At 42.1% G+C, this 15,974-nt stretch carries 16 protein-coding genes; 3 read left to right on the plus strand and 13 right to left on the minus strand.

The features are described from left to right. The first annotated feature begins 82 nt into the window (after positions 1 to 82). Positions 83 to 751, plus strand: coding sequence for a GntR family transcriptional regulator (locus IGI69_RS12945; RefSeq protein ID WP_015510256.1), 669 nt, complete (start codon positions 83 to 85; stop codon positions 749 to 751). Positions 752 to 848: 97 nt separating this feature from the next. Here IGI69_RS12945 and IGI69_RS12950 read toward each other — a convergent pair whose 3' ends face one another. Then, positions 849 to 1,685, minus strand: a complete 837-nt coding sequence (locus IGI69_RS12950) for a YitT family protein (RefSeq protein ID WP_005234105.1) — start codon at positions 1,683 to 1,685, stop codon at positions 849 to 851. A gap of 58 nt (positions 1,686 to 1,743) precedes the next feature. Then, entirely contained in the window at positions 1,744 to 2,664 is a 921-nt protein-coding gene (locus IGI69_RS12955; protein WP_438741084.1) for a cation transporter, read from the minus strand. 322 nt (positions 2,665 to 2,986) lie between these two features. Here IGI69_RS12955 and IGI69_RS12960 point away from each other — a divergent pair, with 322 nt between their 5' ends. Beyond that, positions 2,987 to 3,778, plus strand: a complete 792-nt coding sequence (locus IGI69_RS12960; protein WP_438741086.1) for an L-threonylcarbamoyladenylate synthase — start codon at positions 2,987 to 2,989, stop codon at positions 3,776 to 3,778. Between the two features lie 206 nt (positions 3,779 to 3,984). Here the strand turns inward: IGI69_RS12960 and nfsA are convergent, their stop codons facing one another. The 3 genes from nfsA to IGI69_RS12975 form a co-directional block, all read right to left on the minus strand. Next, positions 3,985 to 4,725 carry an oxygen-insensitive NADPH nitroreductase gene (gene nfsA / locus IGI69_RS12965; protein ID WP_438741089.1) on the minus strand — a complete coding sequence of 247 codons (741 nt, stop codon included), beginning with the start codon at positions 4,723 to 4,725 and terminating at the stop codon, positions 3,985 to 3,987. Positions 4,726 to 4,852: 127 nt separating this feature from the next. Next, positions 4,853 to 5,434 carry a TetR/AcrR family transcriptional regulator gene (locus IGI69_RS12970; protein ID WP_015510260.1) on the minus strand — a complete coding sequence of 194 codons (582 nt, stop codon included), beginning with the start codon at positions 5,432 to 5,434 and terminating at the stop codon, positions 4,853 to 4,855. Positions 5,435 to 5,570: 136 nt separating this feature from the next. Beyond that, positions 5,571 to 5,897 carry a hypothetical protein gene (locus IGI69_RS12975; protein WP_060791422.1) on the minus strand — a complete coding sequence of 109 codons (327 nt, stop codon included), beginning with the start codon at positions 5,895 to 5,897 and terminating at the stop codon, positions 5,571 to 5,573. A 517-nt stretch (positions 5,898 to 6,414) separates the two neighbouring features. Between IGI69_RS12975 and IGI69_RS12980 the strand changes: the two genes are divergently transcribed. After that, on the plus strand, positions 6,415 to 6,732 hold the full coding sequence (locus IGI69_RS12980) for an RNHCP domain-containing protein (protein ID WP_010749914.1): 318 nt from the start codon (positions 6,415 to 6,417) through the stop codon (positions 6,730 to 6,732). Positions 6,733 to 6,938: 206 nt separating this feature from the next. On the opposite strand, the gene IGI69_RS12985 is transcribed toward IGI69_RS12980, so the two are convergent. The 8 genes from IGI69_RS12985 to IGI69_RS13020 form a co-directional block, all read right to left on the minus strand. After that, on the minus strand, positions 6,939 to 8,708 hold the full coding sequence (locus tag IGI69_RS12985; RefSeq protein ID WP_438741091.1) for an ABC transporter ATP-binding protein: 1,770 nt from the start codon (positions 8,706 to 8,708) through the stop codon (positions 6,939 to 6,941). 2 nt (positions 8,709 to 8,710) lie between these two features. Beyond that, positions 8,711 to 10,420, minus strand: a complete 1,710-nt coding sequence (locus IGI69_RS12990) for an ABC transporter ATP-binding protein (RefSeq protein WP_060791424.1) — start codon at positions 10,418 to 10,420, stop codon at positions 8,711 to 8,713. Positions 10,421 to 10,649: 229 nt separating this feature from the next. Beyond that, the gene (locus tag IGI69_RS12995; protein ID WP_060791578.1) at positions 10,650 to 11,051 is read right to left on the minus strand and encodes an MmcQ/YjbR family DNA-binding protein; all 402 of its coding nucleotides are present in this window, start codon (positions 11,049 to 11,051) and stop codon (positions 10,650 to 10,652) included. Positions 11,052 to 11,340: 289 nt separating this feature from the next. Further along, positions 11,341 to 11,958: a LysM peptidoglycan-binding domain-containing protein gene (locus IGI69_RS13000; RefSeq protein ID WP_008380639.1), complete on the minus strand. Its 618-nt coding sequence runs from the start codon at positions 11,956 to 11,958 to the stop codon at positions 11,341 to 11,343. A 328-nt stretch (positions 11,959 to 12,286) separates the two neighbouring features. Beyond that, on the minus strand, positions 12,287 to 13,570 hold the full coding sequence (locus tag IGI69_RS13005; RefSeq protein WP_016612741.1) for a uracil-xanthine permease family protein: 1,284 nt from the start codon (positions 13,568 to 13,570) through the stop codon (positions 12,287 to 12,289). Positions 13,571 to 13,610: 40 nt separating this feature from the next. After that, a complete protein-coding gene (gene guaD / locus IGI69_RS13010) occupies positions 13,611 to 14,975 on the minus strand; it encodes a guanine deaminase (protein ID WP_438741095.1) in 1,365 nt (454 codons plus the stop codon). 254 nt (positions 14,976 to 15,229) lie between these two features. Then, positions 15,230 to 15,505: a helix-turn-helix domain-containing protein gene (locus tag IGI69_RS13015; RefSeq protein ID WP_005228477.1), complete on the minus strand. Its 276-nt coding sequence runs from the start codon at positions 15,503 to 15,505 to the stop codon at positions 15,230 to 15,232. After that, positions 15,492 to 15,860: a type II toxin-antitoxin system RelE/ParE family toxin gene (locus IGI69_RS13020; RefSeq protein ID WP_005228476.1), complete on the minus strand. Its 369-nt coding sequence runs from the start codon at positions 15,858 to 15,860 to the stop codon at positions 15,492 to 15,494. The genes IGI69_RS13015 and IGI69_RS13020 overlap by 14 nt, the downstream gene beginning before the upstream one ends. Positions 15,861 to 15,974 lie beyond the last annotated feature (114 nt).

The raw sequence follows: 15,974 nt of genomic DNA on the forward strand, positions 1-15,974 counted from the left end.
TACTCAAAACTATCCCTAGGCACCTTCCTTCAGAGTTTTTCTTTCGAAGGGAATTGAATGCCTGATACAGAAAGAAGCGTTTATGTTGAACCCTACAAATTTTCAATCACAAGCTTATGAATCAATCAAAGAGTTGATCTTAACCGCCAAGCTGATTCCCGGTCAAAAAATATCTGAAAAGGAATTGGAGCAACGGCTAACCATCGGTAGGACGCCGATCCGTGAAGCAATTATTCGTCTGCGCCGTGAAGCACTGATCCATGTCGTTCCCCAAAGCGGCACCTATATTTCTAAAATCAGCATCAAACAAATTGAAGAAGCTCGTTTTGTCAGAGAGACGCTTGAAAAAGAAGTATTCGTAGCGGCCTGCCAAGCCGTTACAGAAGAACAGCTGAAAGAACTAGAAAAGCTCGTTATTTTGCAGCGGACCTATGCCCAATTGAAGGATGAAATCGAATTTTTCCAACTCGACGAGGCCTTCCATCAGTTGATTTATAAAATCGCCGACAAAGAAAATGTCTGGAATTGGTTACAAACGATCAATCTGCCATTAAATCGCTTCCGCTTCTTACGTTTAGAGGTGGAGGAATTGTCTTGGGAAATTATTTTGCGAGATCATGAAGAAATCTTAGCAACCTTAAAAGAAAAAGACCAAGCCAAAATTGCTCCCTTGGTCGGACAACACATTGATGTCATTGATAACGATCTGGTTTTTGTGGAAAAAGCCTTTCCCGATTACTTTACGGAGTAAAGCTATTTGAAAATCATGGACCCTAAAAACCACCCTCGTCGAGTAGATAGCCTACTTGACGAGGGTGGTTTCATACGCTGAACAAGCGAGAATACGCTCATTCGATTGGGTGATAACTAAAGCCTTGGCCCAGTACTTCTGAGACATTATTGACGATCACAAACGCTTTTGGGTCAATGGTCTCAATGATTTGTCTGATCTGCATAAACTCTTGGTCGCTGGCCACGATCAGCAGCACTTGCTTGTCGGCTTGCTGGTAACCGCCTTGGGCAGCCAACAGGGTCGCACCCCGAGCTGTTTTATCAAAGACCGCTTCTCGAATCTCATTCACGTGGTTCTCACTTAAGATCATGATAGATTTCTTTCGGTTAAAGCCGGTTTCAATGTAGGTCATCACACCAGAGGTGATCACGATCGATAAGATCGCAAACAAGAACTCTTCAAACCCGAAAACGAACAAGTTCATGGAAACAACGATCGCATCGGTCGCCAGCAAGCCAATCGCTGGATTCAAATTAAAGTATTTCTTGAAAATCAGCGGTGGAATCGTTGTGCCGCCGCTGGAAGACTGATTTTTGTACAAAATCGCTACTCCTAAAGCAAAAATCGCACTGCCAAAAATCACGGAAAGCAACCGGTCTTCAGCCACCATATATTCCGGAACTAAAGCAATTGCTACTGGAAAAGCAAAACTACCATAGAGGACTTTCAAAAAAGGTCCCTTCCCTAAAAAGGCATAGGCAAGAATAAGCATGAGAATATTCAAGACCATGATCACAGCCGCTCGATCCCAACCGAGTGCTGACTCTAATAAAATACCGATTCCGCTGACACCGCCAGCTGCCACATGATGCGGGCCCAAAAATAAATTGATGCTTGCCGCTAACAAGAAAAGTGCTGCGGTGATTTTTCCATAGGTTTTCAGAATTGTCATTTGTTTCCTCTTTTCTCTGTCATTTACACGGTTTACTCAAGCTGCTTTGCAGCCATTTTTACTCCTCACTATACGCCCATTTGATGTCACCGACAAAATTTATGTTTAGCCAGAGGGAATAACCGGAAACCTGTCGGCTGATTGCTTGATTCAACCGTTCTCGCATGGGATCTTGTTGACTTACTGTATCGAGAGGAGTTGCAGGTAAAATCACTACATCTAATTCCACGATGATTTGATTACCGACTTTGGCGGTACGTAACACAAAGTCCACCACTTCTTCTGCGCGCAATTCTTTTTCAACGATCGTCATGATGGTCTCCCGCAGTTCTTCTTTTGGGGTAGAAGAAGTCAATTCTAAAATCGCTGCTTTCAACTCTTTTATCGAAAGCTGGATAAAGAACAAGGTGATCCCGATGGAGATGATTGGGTCGACATACATCGTAAAATTCCCATAGGGACTGGCTTGGATCAGCCAGGACACAAGAAACGAACCGACGACACCCAGACTAAAGAAAAAGCCGAAACGCCATTGTTCTAGTTCTACCCAGTAAAAGGGATGAGTCAGTGGTTTCTTTTTTAAGTACAAGTAAAAAGAGAAACAGTAAATCGTTCCAACCAGTGAGAAATACAAACCGATTGGATCAATCATGCCATCACTGACGTGTAATAAACTAAAAGCAGATTCAATGATTCCATAAATGGAGATCAGCAGGATGATACTATATTGAATAAAAACAACCAACGGCATCAAAGCTTCTTTGCCGAATGGGAAACGTTCAAAGTCTTGGGCTTGGATATATTTTGCCACATACAAAGCAATCAGTGACATCACTGCACCAATCAATGTATAGACCCCATCTAACAAGAGGACGTTATAACTGACCAGCAACCCAAAAAGCAAGGCCCCGCCACCATAGATACTCCCAGCGACAATCGATGCCAGCAAAAGCTTGCGTATTTTTTTCTTTTCACTCATGATACTCCTCATCTTTCACAAAAAAACTATTCTTTTGATTGCGTTCTTCTATCTATAAACCTATCTTCCCATATAAATAACATGAAAAACAGTCAATTTTTTCATACAAAGCGGAAAAAAATAGTGTTGCTGTCAATCATTCACTCTATTCTCTAATGACGTATATACGGTTTTCCTCTTCCTCTCTTTTTACATTCTGGTGTAAATCCCCTTGACTACACAGATTGATTCCCTTATCATCAAGGGTAACCATATTCAATCAGAATTTTCAGAATATTCCGTTATATTTTTCATGACGGCGATTCATTGGAAGACAGGGAGGATGAAGAGAGTGAAAGAAACAAAACAAGTCCCATGGACAGGAGAACCAAATCAACGTGCGATCAACTATTTGAATGAAGAAGGCAAAGTGATCGTTTGCCCAACCAAAGTCGGCTATATCATTGCCGTCTCTGATAAAAAAGGGCTGGAACGCAAGTTTTCAGCAAAGAATCGCAAGCGTAACAAACCAGGCGTCGTTCTTTGCAGCTCATTGGAACAGCTACATGAATTAGCCGAATTAAATGCGGAAACCGCCGCCGTTTACGAAACTTGCTGGAACAATGACGTGTTATTTGGTGCGATTTTGCCTTGGAAAGAATCAGGAAAAGCCTATATCCCAAACGATGGTTCAGAAGAATTGATGACGGACGTTCGGGGAACCAGCTGTTTTGTGATCAAATTCGGTGTCCCTGGTGAGCAGATCTCTAAAGAACTTTGGGATCAGAAAAAGAAATTGCTTTTCGCCAGCTCAGCGAACCCTTCAGGCAAAGGAAACCGCGGACTTGTTGAAGGGATCGGCGAACAAATCGCGCAAGAAGCCGATCTAATCATTGAAGGCAACGACTATGTTGCATCGATCCAACCAGACAAAACGCTGGAAACCCGCTATGAGCAAGGAGTCATGGTTTCTTTCGTTGATAAAGACGGCAACTTGATTCCAGAGCAAGGAGACCAACGCTCCATCACTCCCGCACCTGTCTTGATCCGTAAAGGACTCGATGTTGAAAAAATCCAAAGGTACCTTTCTGATCACTTCAACTCATGGGACTATCGCCACGGGGAGTACTATTAATCTTTCATCGTCAACAAAGAACCGAAGAACGAGCTAGCTGCCTCCTTTTCAAGGAAAAAACGCTCAGCTCGTTCTTCGGTTTTTTAATTGAAAAAAATACTTTTCTTCTATCGTACTTCATAAGAAAAGCGATCATGCGCTCAGCATCATCACTTTCCTGTTTTCCTAGTTCAAAAATAGAGCAATGTAACAAGCGACAAAGAGCCTTATTGTTTGCTCAATCCTCTTTGATTTAAATACTCTTTCATAAACAGTCGAGGCAAGCGGGAAAAGCTGCCTATTGCTGTTGTAGACCAGGAGCGTTCAGCATTGGTTTTTGTCCGCTTCGCATAATAGCACTTTGTTTCATCATCATAGGCATGAATGATGTCTTCTTTATTGCGAGAATATGTATTTTCATGATAAATTCCTTCAAATGGTATCCGTGGTTTTTTTTCATTTGTTTCAATAGGATGACCTACAGCGATTCCAAATACAGGATAGACATAATCAGGTAAATCTAGTAGCTCAGTAATTTCGATGATTGCATCTCGCACCCCGCCGATATAGCAAATACCTAACCCCATTAATTCCGCAGCTATCGCCAAATTTTGGGATGCCAGAGAAGCATCAACAGCACCCACTATTGAGGCATCAATTCCTGACAACGTTTCTGTCAAATCGATTCCTTTTGCCTCTGCCATCTTTTTTATGCGATACAAATCAGCACAAAAAACAAAAAAGTGCCCTCCTTCTGCAATAAAAGGTTGATTTCCAGCGACTGCAGCAATCTCTTTCATCAGACGTGGATCTTCAACACCGATGATTGAATAAGATTGTTGATAGCTTGCGGTCGAAGCTGCTTGAGCCGCTGCAACGAGTGTCTTGATTTCTTCCTGTGTAAGTTTTTGCTCACTAAACTTGCGAACTGATACATGATTAAGAATCGTGCTTACTGTTTCGTTCATAATACCCTTCTTTCTCCAATAGATACATTTTCTCTCGACCTATTCTTTATTTTCACATCGTACTTGTGTGTCTTTGTCATTAGCAAAGCTTGTGAAATTACTAGATTGTTGCTTAGAAATTGGACCACTACAATAAATTCTTTATCGTAATTTCAGCAATTTGTTGTGCCATCGCCTTGTTTCTCATCGAAGCATTCAAGGTTCGCAGTCCATAATAGGCATTAAGGTAACAAAGAGACAGTTCTTTGGCTGTCTTTGTCGTTTTGATCTCTCCACTAAGCAGACTTTTTTCTATATGCTTTTCAACTTCTGCCTCAAGTTCCTTTGCATGTTGTTCGGACCATAACACCACGGCTGGATCAATACTGCCTCTTTCCATTGCTGCATTGATCAAATAACAGCCATTGCTGTCTTCTTGAAAATCTACTTCAATTGCCCAATTTAATAATGCTGTTAATTTTTCTAAAAGCCCTTTTTCCTGATCCAATAATTGCTTTTGCTCTTGAATCCAGCGCTCATGATATACACGCAATGTTTCTACGTATAAATCGTGCTTACTACCAAATGTGTTATAAAAGCTACCTTTCCCCAGCCCTGTTTCGCGACATAGATTCTCGGTTGAGCAGGCTTCATAGCCATGGGACCAAAATTCATGCATAGCAATCTTCACTGCTTCTTCCTTATTGTGTTTTTTAGGACGTCCTCGCATCTTTCCAGCTCCTTTTCTTTACCGATCAGTACATAAACAGAATATCATTTATGTACCAACCAGTCAAATATTATTTTGAGTTTTCACCTGCCTGTCCCTTCTCTTTTACACAAATGCTATTGTTAAGCTTCATTTATTAGTTTATTTCTCGTGTTTCTTTCAAAAGCTGAATGATCTCTGCCTGCTGTTTGATGATCGTATCTTGTTGCTTGATTTTAATCCAGTTTTGATCGATTTGGATAGCTGCTCCGAGATCTTTGTAACTGAGTTTGGGGATCTCCATGAACAGTCCGCGGTGAGCAGCTAAGTCATTAAAAATCTGAACAGACAGACCATCACTCAATTCATGGATCTCTTTTTCTTCAAGATATTGGTTGATCAGGTCTTCTACAGTCAAACTCTTTTTTCGTTTCTTGCCTTGTGTACCATTCGTATTTTCGGATTTCTTGTTCGTACCAAACATTTTTGTTCTCCTTTCGTTAGGTGATCCTTCCTCCATTTTGTGATTCTATGTCTCTTCTTCAGTGACCAAAATAAAATCTAGCGAAACCTACATACGAATATTTTGTCATAAAACAGCGTTATTATCTACAATTATTGTTTTTAAAGATAAATTTAACAAAGAAGGGGTTACGATCAGGTTTCATCTGTCTTAGAATTCCAACTCTATTTCTGCTATAATACTCTCATAAACACATAGGAGGTACTCGATGAAGAAGCATTCCTCAATTGCTTTCTAGGGGACGACGCCAATGACAGTGACTTTGGACTACACTTACTGCTGGGTTGTGGGCTGCCGCAACACAGTGCTTAGCACAAAACGAAAAAACTAAGCGTGGTACGGATTGCGAAATCGCATGAAGCTGGAAGCAGAAGTAATCGTTACGGACGGTGAATGTGTCCCTAGCCTAAGAAGCCTGATGAAGAACGAACGGAACCCTTTTCTCTCAAAAGAATTCATTCTTTTGGAGGAAAGCAAAATGAGAAAAGATGAAAATACGACCTTTGTTTGTAAAAACTGCAGTACGCCTGTGGCACCCTTGACCAATGGTTCTTACCGCAACCATTGTCCCCAGTGTCTCTACTCGTTACACGTGGATATTCGCCCGGGTGATCGTCAAAATACTTGCCATGGCTTGATGCGACCGATTGACTATCGCCAACATTCCAAAAAAGGCTATCAGCTGCTGCATGAATGCACTCGCTGCAAAAACCAGCAGTGGAATATCGTGGCACAGGATACGCAACAGCCAGACCATTTTATTGAGTGGTTGGCTCAAACCGCTGCGTATCACTAAAAAACCAAAGAAGACCATGCTTAAGGCTGGTCTTTTTTGTTTATCAGAACAACGGACCCCTTATACCACTAACTGCTCATAAACATTGTCGTCATAAGAAGCGCTTGCTTTAACCTAAAAAAACAGCCCGCTGTTTCGTCGATTGGTTGACGAAATTGCGGGCTGTCCTGCTAGTGTCTTCTTGATGATTTTACGTTGGTTTGCGCTTATTCAAAAACGAATTGATTGTGATACAGTTCCGCATAAAAGCCATCGGCCGCCACCAATTGATGGTGATTGCCTTCTTCAATGACTTTGCCATCCTTCAAGACTACGATGCGGTCGGCATTCAAAATCGTCTTCAAGCGATGGGCGATCACAAAACTGGTTCGACCTTTGATCGCTTCATCCATTGCTCGTTGAATTTTCGCTTCGGTCACGGTATCAACGTTACTGGTGGCTTCATCCAAAATCAACAATTCTGGATTGGTCAAAATCGTTCGGGCAATACTCATCAATTGTTTTTGACCAGTACTGAAAAGATTGTTCTCTTCGGTGATCTCCGTGTCATAGCCTTTTTCCAACGTCATAACAAACTCATGGATATTGGCTTGTTTCGCTGCTGCAATGACTTCGGCTTCAGTCGCTTCTGGTTTCCCAAAAGCAATGTTTTCGCGAATCGTCCCTGAGAACAACACGGATTCTTGCAAAACGATTCCCACTTGAGAACGCAGCAGATCCAAATCTAGCTCCCGGATGTCGATGCCGTCAAAGGTCACAGAACCACCATTCACATCATAGAAGCGATTCAACAGGTTCATGATGGTCGTTTTTCCTGAACCCGTCGGCCCGACTAATGCGACCATTTCGCCTTTGTTGACTGTGATCGAGACATCTTTTAGGACCAATTTTTGACTGTCATACCCAAAGTCCACATGATTCAAAGCAACCGCCTCTTTGATGCCCTTCACTTTGATCCCGTCTTTTGGTTTGACCTCATCGGGTTCATCAAACATTTCATTGATTCTGCGCGCACCGGTGATCGCCAACTGAATCATGCTGTAACCAGAAGAGATCTGCATCAACGGTTGGTAATACTGCTGCGAATACTGGACAAAGGTCACAACTAATCCTAAAGCAACGGAACGTTCTAAGTCACCGTTCAATGCTAACCAGCCACCAAAGAAAATCACGATTGCCGTGTTCAACAAGGACATCCCTTGCATCAAGGGGAAAAGCAGCCCAGAGTAGACTTGCCCTTTGTAGGTAGCTTCGCGGACTTGTTGGTTGTGGACCAGAAAACCATCAATGGTTTCTTCCTGCAATCCATTCGTGATGATGATTCGTTGACCACTGATTTTTTCATCGATATAGCCGTTTAATTTTCCGACTTCATCTTGTTGCAGATCGACATATTTGCGGGCTTTTTGGATCACGATCACCGCGATCAATACCGCAATCGGGGTAGAAGCAATCGTTGCCCATGCCAATTCAACGTTTTGACGGAACATCATGATCAAGATTCCCACCATTAAGACTACATTGGTCAGCACTTGCAACAATGCTTGGTTCAGACTGTTTTGGATGTTATCCAAGTCACTGGTGAAACGGCTCAAAATATCACCGTCTTGATGGGAATCAAAGAATTTGATCGTCAATTTTTCCAGTTTATTAAATAAACCGATCCGCATTCTGTTGGTTGATTTTCCCACCACTTGCGTGAACAAGATACTATAAACAAAATTGGCTGCACTGGCTAAGACATAAAAAATCAACAGTTTCCAAATGATCGATAGAAAAGCTGATTTATCATCGACCCCTTGCATCAAACCACCAACATAATTCGCCAACTCTTGGAACGCTTCTCCGACAAAGACTGGCGCCTGCACTTGCAGATACGTTGCCAGAATCACCGTCACAAAAATGAATAGAAACGACCACTTGTATTGTTTTAAGTAATGGTAGAAAAATTTATTCGCTTTGAACAAATCTGTCATGGTTACTCCTCTCCTTTCTGTGTTGCGAAGATTTCTTGATAGATGGCATTGTTATTGGCTAAAAATTCATGGCTTCCTTCACCAACCAAACGTCCATTATCTAAAACGAAGATGCGGTCGGCTTTCACAACAGAGGCAATCTTTTGCGCGATGATGATCGTTGTCGTGTCTTTTAATTGTTTTTCAAACGCTTCGCGAACCAATTTTTCCGAACGAGCATCTAATGCACTCGTACTATCATCCAAAATCAAAATTTTCGGTTCACCGATCACTCCTCGAGAAATCGATAAGCGTTGCTTTTGCCCTCCAGAAAAATTGCTGCTGCGCTCGGAGACCGGCGCTTCAAACCCAGCGGTCAATTTTTGAATAAATTCACTGGCTTGGGCGATTTCCGTTGCGCGAGACATCTCAGATTCTGAGGCGTCTTTTTTCCCTTGCCGCAAGTTTTGGGCAATCGTTCCTGAAAAGAGGATCGCTTTTTGCAAGACAAAAGCGACCGTTTTACGCAAGCTTTGTTCATTGACTTCTTTCAAGTCAACGCCGCCAACTCGCACGACACCTTCCGTTGGGTCAAACAAACGAGGAATCAGCTGCGCCAGTGTTGATTTGCCGGCACCAGTCGCCCCTACGATCCCAATCATTTCACCAGGTTTGATGGTAAAACTGATAGCCGTTAGGGCATTTTTTTCATCCCCAGGGTAACGGAAGCTGACGTTTTCAAAAGCGACACTTCCAGACAACTCTTGTTCTGGGACATCTTGGTATTGCAGATCCGGTTCGGTATCTAGAATCTCTTTGATCCGTTTAAGCGAAACTGCAGCCCGCGATGTCATCATCATCATCATGCCGCCGATAATGATCGCCATCATAATTTGCATCAAATAATTCATGAATGAGGCAATTCCCCCAATCAAGGTTGGATCATCTTTCGCTAGATCACTGACAAAGAAGATCGCGCCGACGACGGCTAAGTTGGCTGCCAGCATAAAGGAGGGGATCATTACAGAGAACAGGGTTCCTACGATAATATTATGCTTCGTTAACGTTTCACTGACTTTGGAAAAGCCTTGTAGCTGGTTTTCTTCTTGAACAAAAGATTTCACCACACGAATCCCCATCAAATTTTCTTTGGCAATCCCATTGATTTTGTCGATCAAGTTCTGGATGATCATAAAGTGTTTGCCCATCCGTGTAAAGGAGAGTGCCGTAATCACTAGGACAGCGATAATTAGTAAGACGATGATCCACCAAAGTTGCGGCATAGTTGTCATCGCCAAAATGAAGGCACCGATAAATAAGAACGGGATGCGAAACAACGATTGCAGCGAGATCATCACTAAGTTTTGAATTTGCGTGATGTCATTGGTCAAGCGCACCACTAGGTTTCCTGCCGAGAAGGTTTCGATATTACCAAATGAGAATGTCTGGATTTTCCGAAACATCTCTTCCCGAATATCGGCACTAACGCCTTGCGCCACTTTCGCAGAAAAAATCGTGTTGATAATCCCTGCAACAAGGCCTAGCAATGCTAGCCCAATCAGCTGCACACCAATTTTTTTCATTTCATCATTGTTTTCGGTAATAATTGATTCTAGCACTTGCTGCAAGAGCTTCGGCTGCCATAATGCAGCAACGACCATTAAAATGACCGATAATAAGGCAATGCCGGTTGCCGCTTTGTACTTTTTGACATGGCGTAAGACCAGATCCATATACGTACCACTCCTTTGTGTTTAGCAGAAAAGACTGCCAAAAAATTTCGGTTGCACAACAATTTACCATGGATCACGACGGGAAACAAGCGAACAAATAAAACAAAAAGAGCTTTCATGAAAGCTCTTTGAAAATATTGCATAAATGTTGTCGAAAATAACGAATAGTAAAGGGATTATGATGATCCTCGATACTGGTTTGATTATTTTTTGTCGCTAAATCTTTGACTTACGATTCGCTGTTTTCCAGCTCACTTTTTTGTTTTTTTGTCAGCTTTTGTTTGACTAAATCGTAGGAAACCAAAATCATTTGTTCGATGTTTTCTTCCATCAAGGCATCAGATGCCAACTTGATGGTATTCCAATGGGTCTTATTGGCATAATACCCTGGAATGATCACGTCAGGAAATTGCTCTCGCAGCGTTTCGTTGACCTCGGGCAGATTTTTCAAAGTCAAAAACGCTGTTTCTTCTGGTTGTGGACTCATGATCCCAAACTGCTTTCCTACTAAATCAAAGTAGATTGCATCCCAATCTTTGCGATAATAGACTTTGGCTCCCGGCAAGCCTTCCCCAAAAGCTTGAAATCGCTGCATTTTTTGTGCAATTTTTTCTTCAATCGATGTACTCATTGTGTGTCCCCCACTTTCTGCTATCAAAATCGCCATTTTCTGCCTCAATTTTGACAGATTGAATCGCTTGCTGCTCTATTTCCTACTATTATACATGGTTGTCGTGGAAAAAGGGATTTTTTATCAGTGGCATGTCGACTGATAATGACGTTACATGCAGCTGTAAGCGGCGTTACATTCATTCACCTTTCTCAGAAGACACAAAAAAGCCCTCATCAGCGAGTAAGTTGTACTCGCCAATAAGGGCAATTGATTACTAGATGTCATGGACAAGATTCATTTGAGAATCTTAGTACCAACCATTTGCTTCCCAGAATGCTTTGGCAGCAGACCAAGAACCATAACGTGATGCAACATATTCATCGGCAACCTTTTCTTGGTTAGCAGCTGAATAGTCACCATTTAAGTAAGAGTTGGTTAATTGGTAACGGCCATAGTATTGTCCGTTTGTCGCTGTGTAAGAACCACCAGATTCTTTGTTTGCGATCCATTCTTTTGCTGAAGCTTCTGAGCCGCTAGCTGAAGAGCTGTAGCTTGAGCTGCTTTGTGTGCTTGCAGCAGCAGATTGTGTGTTGCTTGATTGTGAAGCTGCTGGTTCACTTGGTTGTTGTACACTTGCTGCAGCAGTCGTGTTTGCAGATTCTGTATAAGTTGCAGTGCCATCTGTAGGGATGATCAATGCTTCCCCAACAAAAATCAAGTTTTTATCAGCAATCTCGTTTGCTTCAACGATCGCATTGATCGTATCATCAGAGCTATAACCATAAAAGTTAGTAGCGATTGTTGATAATGTATCACCAGATTGAACAGTGTATTGTTCGTCTGCAAAGGCGTCTTTCCCACCTAAGAAAAGGCCGAAACCGGCAAGGACAGCTGTACTAAGTAAAACAGTTTTTAAAGACTTCATATAATTAAATCTCCTTCTTTGAAACTCATTTTGCGTCATTTGAGATGACTCAAGCGCATAAACAAGTCTAACATCGAAGAATATTTCATAGGTAAAGAATTCATTACAGATGATTACGAAAACGACAGTTGCCTTACGTTTCGTAAGAATTTGAGAATCCTATCATATCAAGCTTTACTCTGCTGTAATTTTTAACATTACAGTTATTTTGTTTTCAGGTAAACCAGTTAACCTTAGAAAACCTTTCCTATATTACAAAAAACCCTCTTTTTACACAGGATTGTAACAAAAGAAGGAACGAGACAAGGTCTCATTCCTCATTTACTTTCTATTTTTTCTTCACTGGGATCAATTTATTCATGACGATCGCCGCAATAGCGCTTAAAGCAATCGGTGAATCTAATAAATATTGTAAGAATTGAGGAGCGGATTCTTTGATTTCTGCTGGCATAAACAACAAGCCAATGGCAATAATCAACGGTACCCCGATAATATACAACTCACGCTCGGAAAACTCTTCATTCTTAATGACCCGAAAGCCGCTCAACAAAATAATGACGCAGACGACCGCGAACACGCCACCGATGACAGCAGAAGGTACTGCGTGAATCAAGGCTGAAAGTTTTCCCATGAAGGACAATAGGATAAACCAGACGGATGCCATCACAAAGACTTTTTTACTAGCAACCCCGGTGATCGAAATGATCCCTGCATTGGTAGAATAACCAGTCACAGGGGTCGTTCCTACTAAGGCGGCAACCAAGCAGCCTAATCCTTCGCCGATCACGCCTTTATTGATCTGTTCATCTGTAACAGGTTCTTCTGTCACAGAACTGACCGCATACCAAGTCCCTGTTGTTTCTGCTAGGAGCACCATATAGATCACTAGCATCGTTAAGATCGCTGAAACATCAAAATGCAGGCCATAGTTTAGAAATACCAGTTTTGGCAGACTAAAGAAAGAAGCATCCGCCACCGACTGAAAATCAACGCCTCCCATAAAGGAAGCAATCACGGTACCGATAACCAAAGCAATAATGACCGAACTGATTCGGAAATATTTACCCATTCCCGGAAAATAATCGCCTAGCATGGAAAACAAAATCAAAATCGCCGCAGTAATCGCAGCTAACAACATGTTTTGATTGGCACTTAGCGTTTCAGTGGCAGGATAGATATTGCTGGTAAAGGCCGTTGGCAGCAATGTCAACCCAACGATCATAATGATCGTTCCACTGACGATCGTAGGAATAAAATGACGAACGATATACTTATAAATGCCCGTAAAACCTAGTAAAATGACTGCTGCGGCACCAACAATGCTGGCACCTAACACCGTGTCCATACCGTTGGCACCAAAATAAATACCGATGATCGCTCCAACGGGTACAAAGGATGGTCCTTGACATACGGGTAATTTCAAGAAAAAGAGGACTTGGATCAAAGAAGCGATCCCTGCTCCTAAAAAGGTCGATTGGATCAAACCTGATGCGTCTGAAGAGGACATCGCCACCGCAGTTGCGATAATAAATGGCGGCACATACACGTCCATTGCCAACACATGCTGTAATCCTAAAAGTACTGCTTGACCAAAGGGAATGTCTTCGTTCATTCCGATCGTTAAATGTTTGTTTTTCGTTGATTCCACTGTCTCATTCTCCTCGTTTTTCGTGTACTTTTTTTCCTTGGACCCAGACTTGGCGAATATTTTGCATCGTTGCTAAGTACAGGATTTTTTGTAATCTTGCTTCAGGTGAGGTGAACACACCGAAGTCAGGCAAAGGATTTTCTTTTTGTCGCGTATCGATCACTTGCACATCAAACGCATACCCTTCTTTGATGACACCTACTGGTAATTTCAGTGCCTCACCGCCGCCTTTTGTCGCCAATGAGAACGCATCGATCACGGATATACGAGAATCTGCTACTCCTCGTGTGTTTTGAGGAAGCGTGACATCCACGCCATCTTCTAACATTCTCGAAGACATCACAGCTTGTTTGATGTTGTCATACAAACTCGGTGAAAAACCGCCGGAGATATCCGTTCCTAAACCAATCGTGACCCCTTGTTCTTTCAAGCGCTTGATTGGGATCACGCCATTGGCAAAGTAGGCATTTGAAATGGGACAGTGCGCAACTGCGGCGCCGGTTTCAACAAAACGAGCGCCGTCAGCTGGGCTGATGAAATTGCCATGAGCCATCACTGCTTTTTCACGCAACAAGCCAAAATCTTGCAGCACTTCGGTATCCGTTTTGCCAAATCGTTCTTGAACAAAGTCATGTTCCCATTGCCCTTCACTGCAGTGGGTCTGAACATGGACATCATATTTTTCAGCCAATGCGCCTAACCCTGCCAAGCCTTCATCGGTACAGCTGGGGACAAATCGCGGAGTGACCACAGGATAAACGCCTTGAGGTGCAGTCTTTGCGATTGCTTGTACTTCTTGAATAAAACGTTCTGTATCCGCTAATGCCTCTTCTGTTGACGCGTCTCGATAAAAAGCAGGATTGGCTTGGGGATCGTCCATAACGACTTTTCCGACTAATCCCCGTTGACCAAGAGCGGCACAAGTCTTCGCCAATTGAAGGCTCGCTTCTAGATGGATCGTTGCAAAATAAAGAACCGTTGTCGTTCCTCTTGCCAATAGCTGTGCCACCAAATCTTGATAGACAGCTTTGGCAAATGCTGGATCGGCATATTTTGCCTCCAGTGGAAACGTGCATTCATCTAACCAGACATTTAACGGTTCATCTAACGCGATCCCTGCTTGCGGCCACTGCGGTGCATGGACATGCAGATCGACAAACCCTGGTAAAAAGCACTGGCCTGCAGATAAAGCCAGCAGATTCTCTGATGCTTTTGCCAGCTCTGCCTCATACCCCTGATCTGTTTTGGCAGTAACTTTCGTGATGATCCCTGCGTCATCGACTTGAATCAAAGCTTCTTCTATATACTCCAATTTTCCATCACTTGGCGTATGGAAAACATCTCCTTTAAAATAGCGAATGGTTGCCATTTGTTTGATTTCCCCCGTTCTCTAAGACATTGTCAGGAAAAAGCCGTTCATTTAATGTTCCTTTTTCACTAACACGATGTTCTTATTTTAACGCTATTCGAAAATAGTGCAATAAAATTCACTATCATAAAGGAAGATAAAACGCTGAACGTTCGGTTTTTATGCGATTTCAAAAAAAAAGACACCGTCTAGAAATAAGACAGTGTCTGCTTTTTGAGAATATTCGCTTGGTTTATCTATAACTAAGACGTTACCTAAACTAGACTAACGGTCAGGGTTTTTCCGAGGGCGGAAGCAAGTTTGGATAATGTTTCGAAACTTGTATTATCCCCTCTCTCAATACGTGCAATGGTTGACTGAGGAACAGCGGCGAGCTCTGCAAGTTCTCTTTGTGTGAGTCCTGCACTTTCTCGCGCTTTCATCAATGCTACAGCACTAGCAAGTTTCGCTTTTTCAGCTTCATATTCAGCTTTGAATTCAGTGTCTTTCATTTTTTCTTTTAAAAAATCATTGAATTTAACTGTTGGCATCTTTGATCTCCTCCTCAAATTCTTTTCGGATCTCTATCGCTTTTGCTATTTCTTGAATTGGTGTCTTCTGCGTTTTCTTGGTGAAACCATGGGTAATAATGAATTTAGAACCTAGCCAATGAAAATATAAAGCTCTTTGAATGTTTCCTCCCATTCCTGATCTCAGCTCGAATAGGTTATCTCCCAGTTTTTTCACCCATTTCATTTTTTGAGCGATCAGTATTCCATGTTCTTCCACATTCGCAATGACTGCTAACATTTTTTTCTGGTCTTTCTCAGGTAACTGTTCAAAAAACTCAATAAATTCATTGTGTCCATTTGGTCGCTCATAAAACTCAAACTTAGGTTTGTCCATACACAAATGATAGCATATATGCTATCATTTGTCGATTCAAGTTACCGTTCATTATTCTTTCTTAGACTTTATTCCCTATAATTGGTTTCATCTTTTTTTCTAGTTGATACAAAA

Source organism: Enterococcus sp. DIV1083b (assembly GCF_051713705.1).
GTDB lineage: Bacteria > Bacillota > Bacilli > Lactobacillales > Enterococcaceae > Enterococcus_D > Enterococcus_D casseliflavus.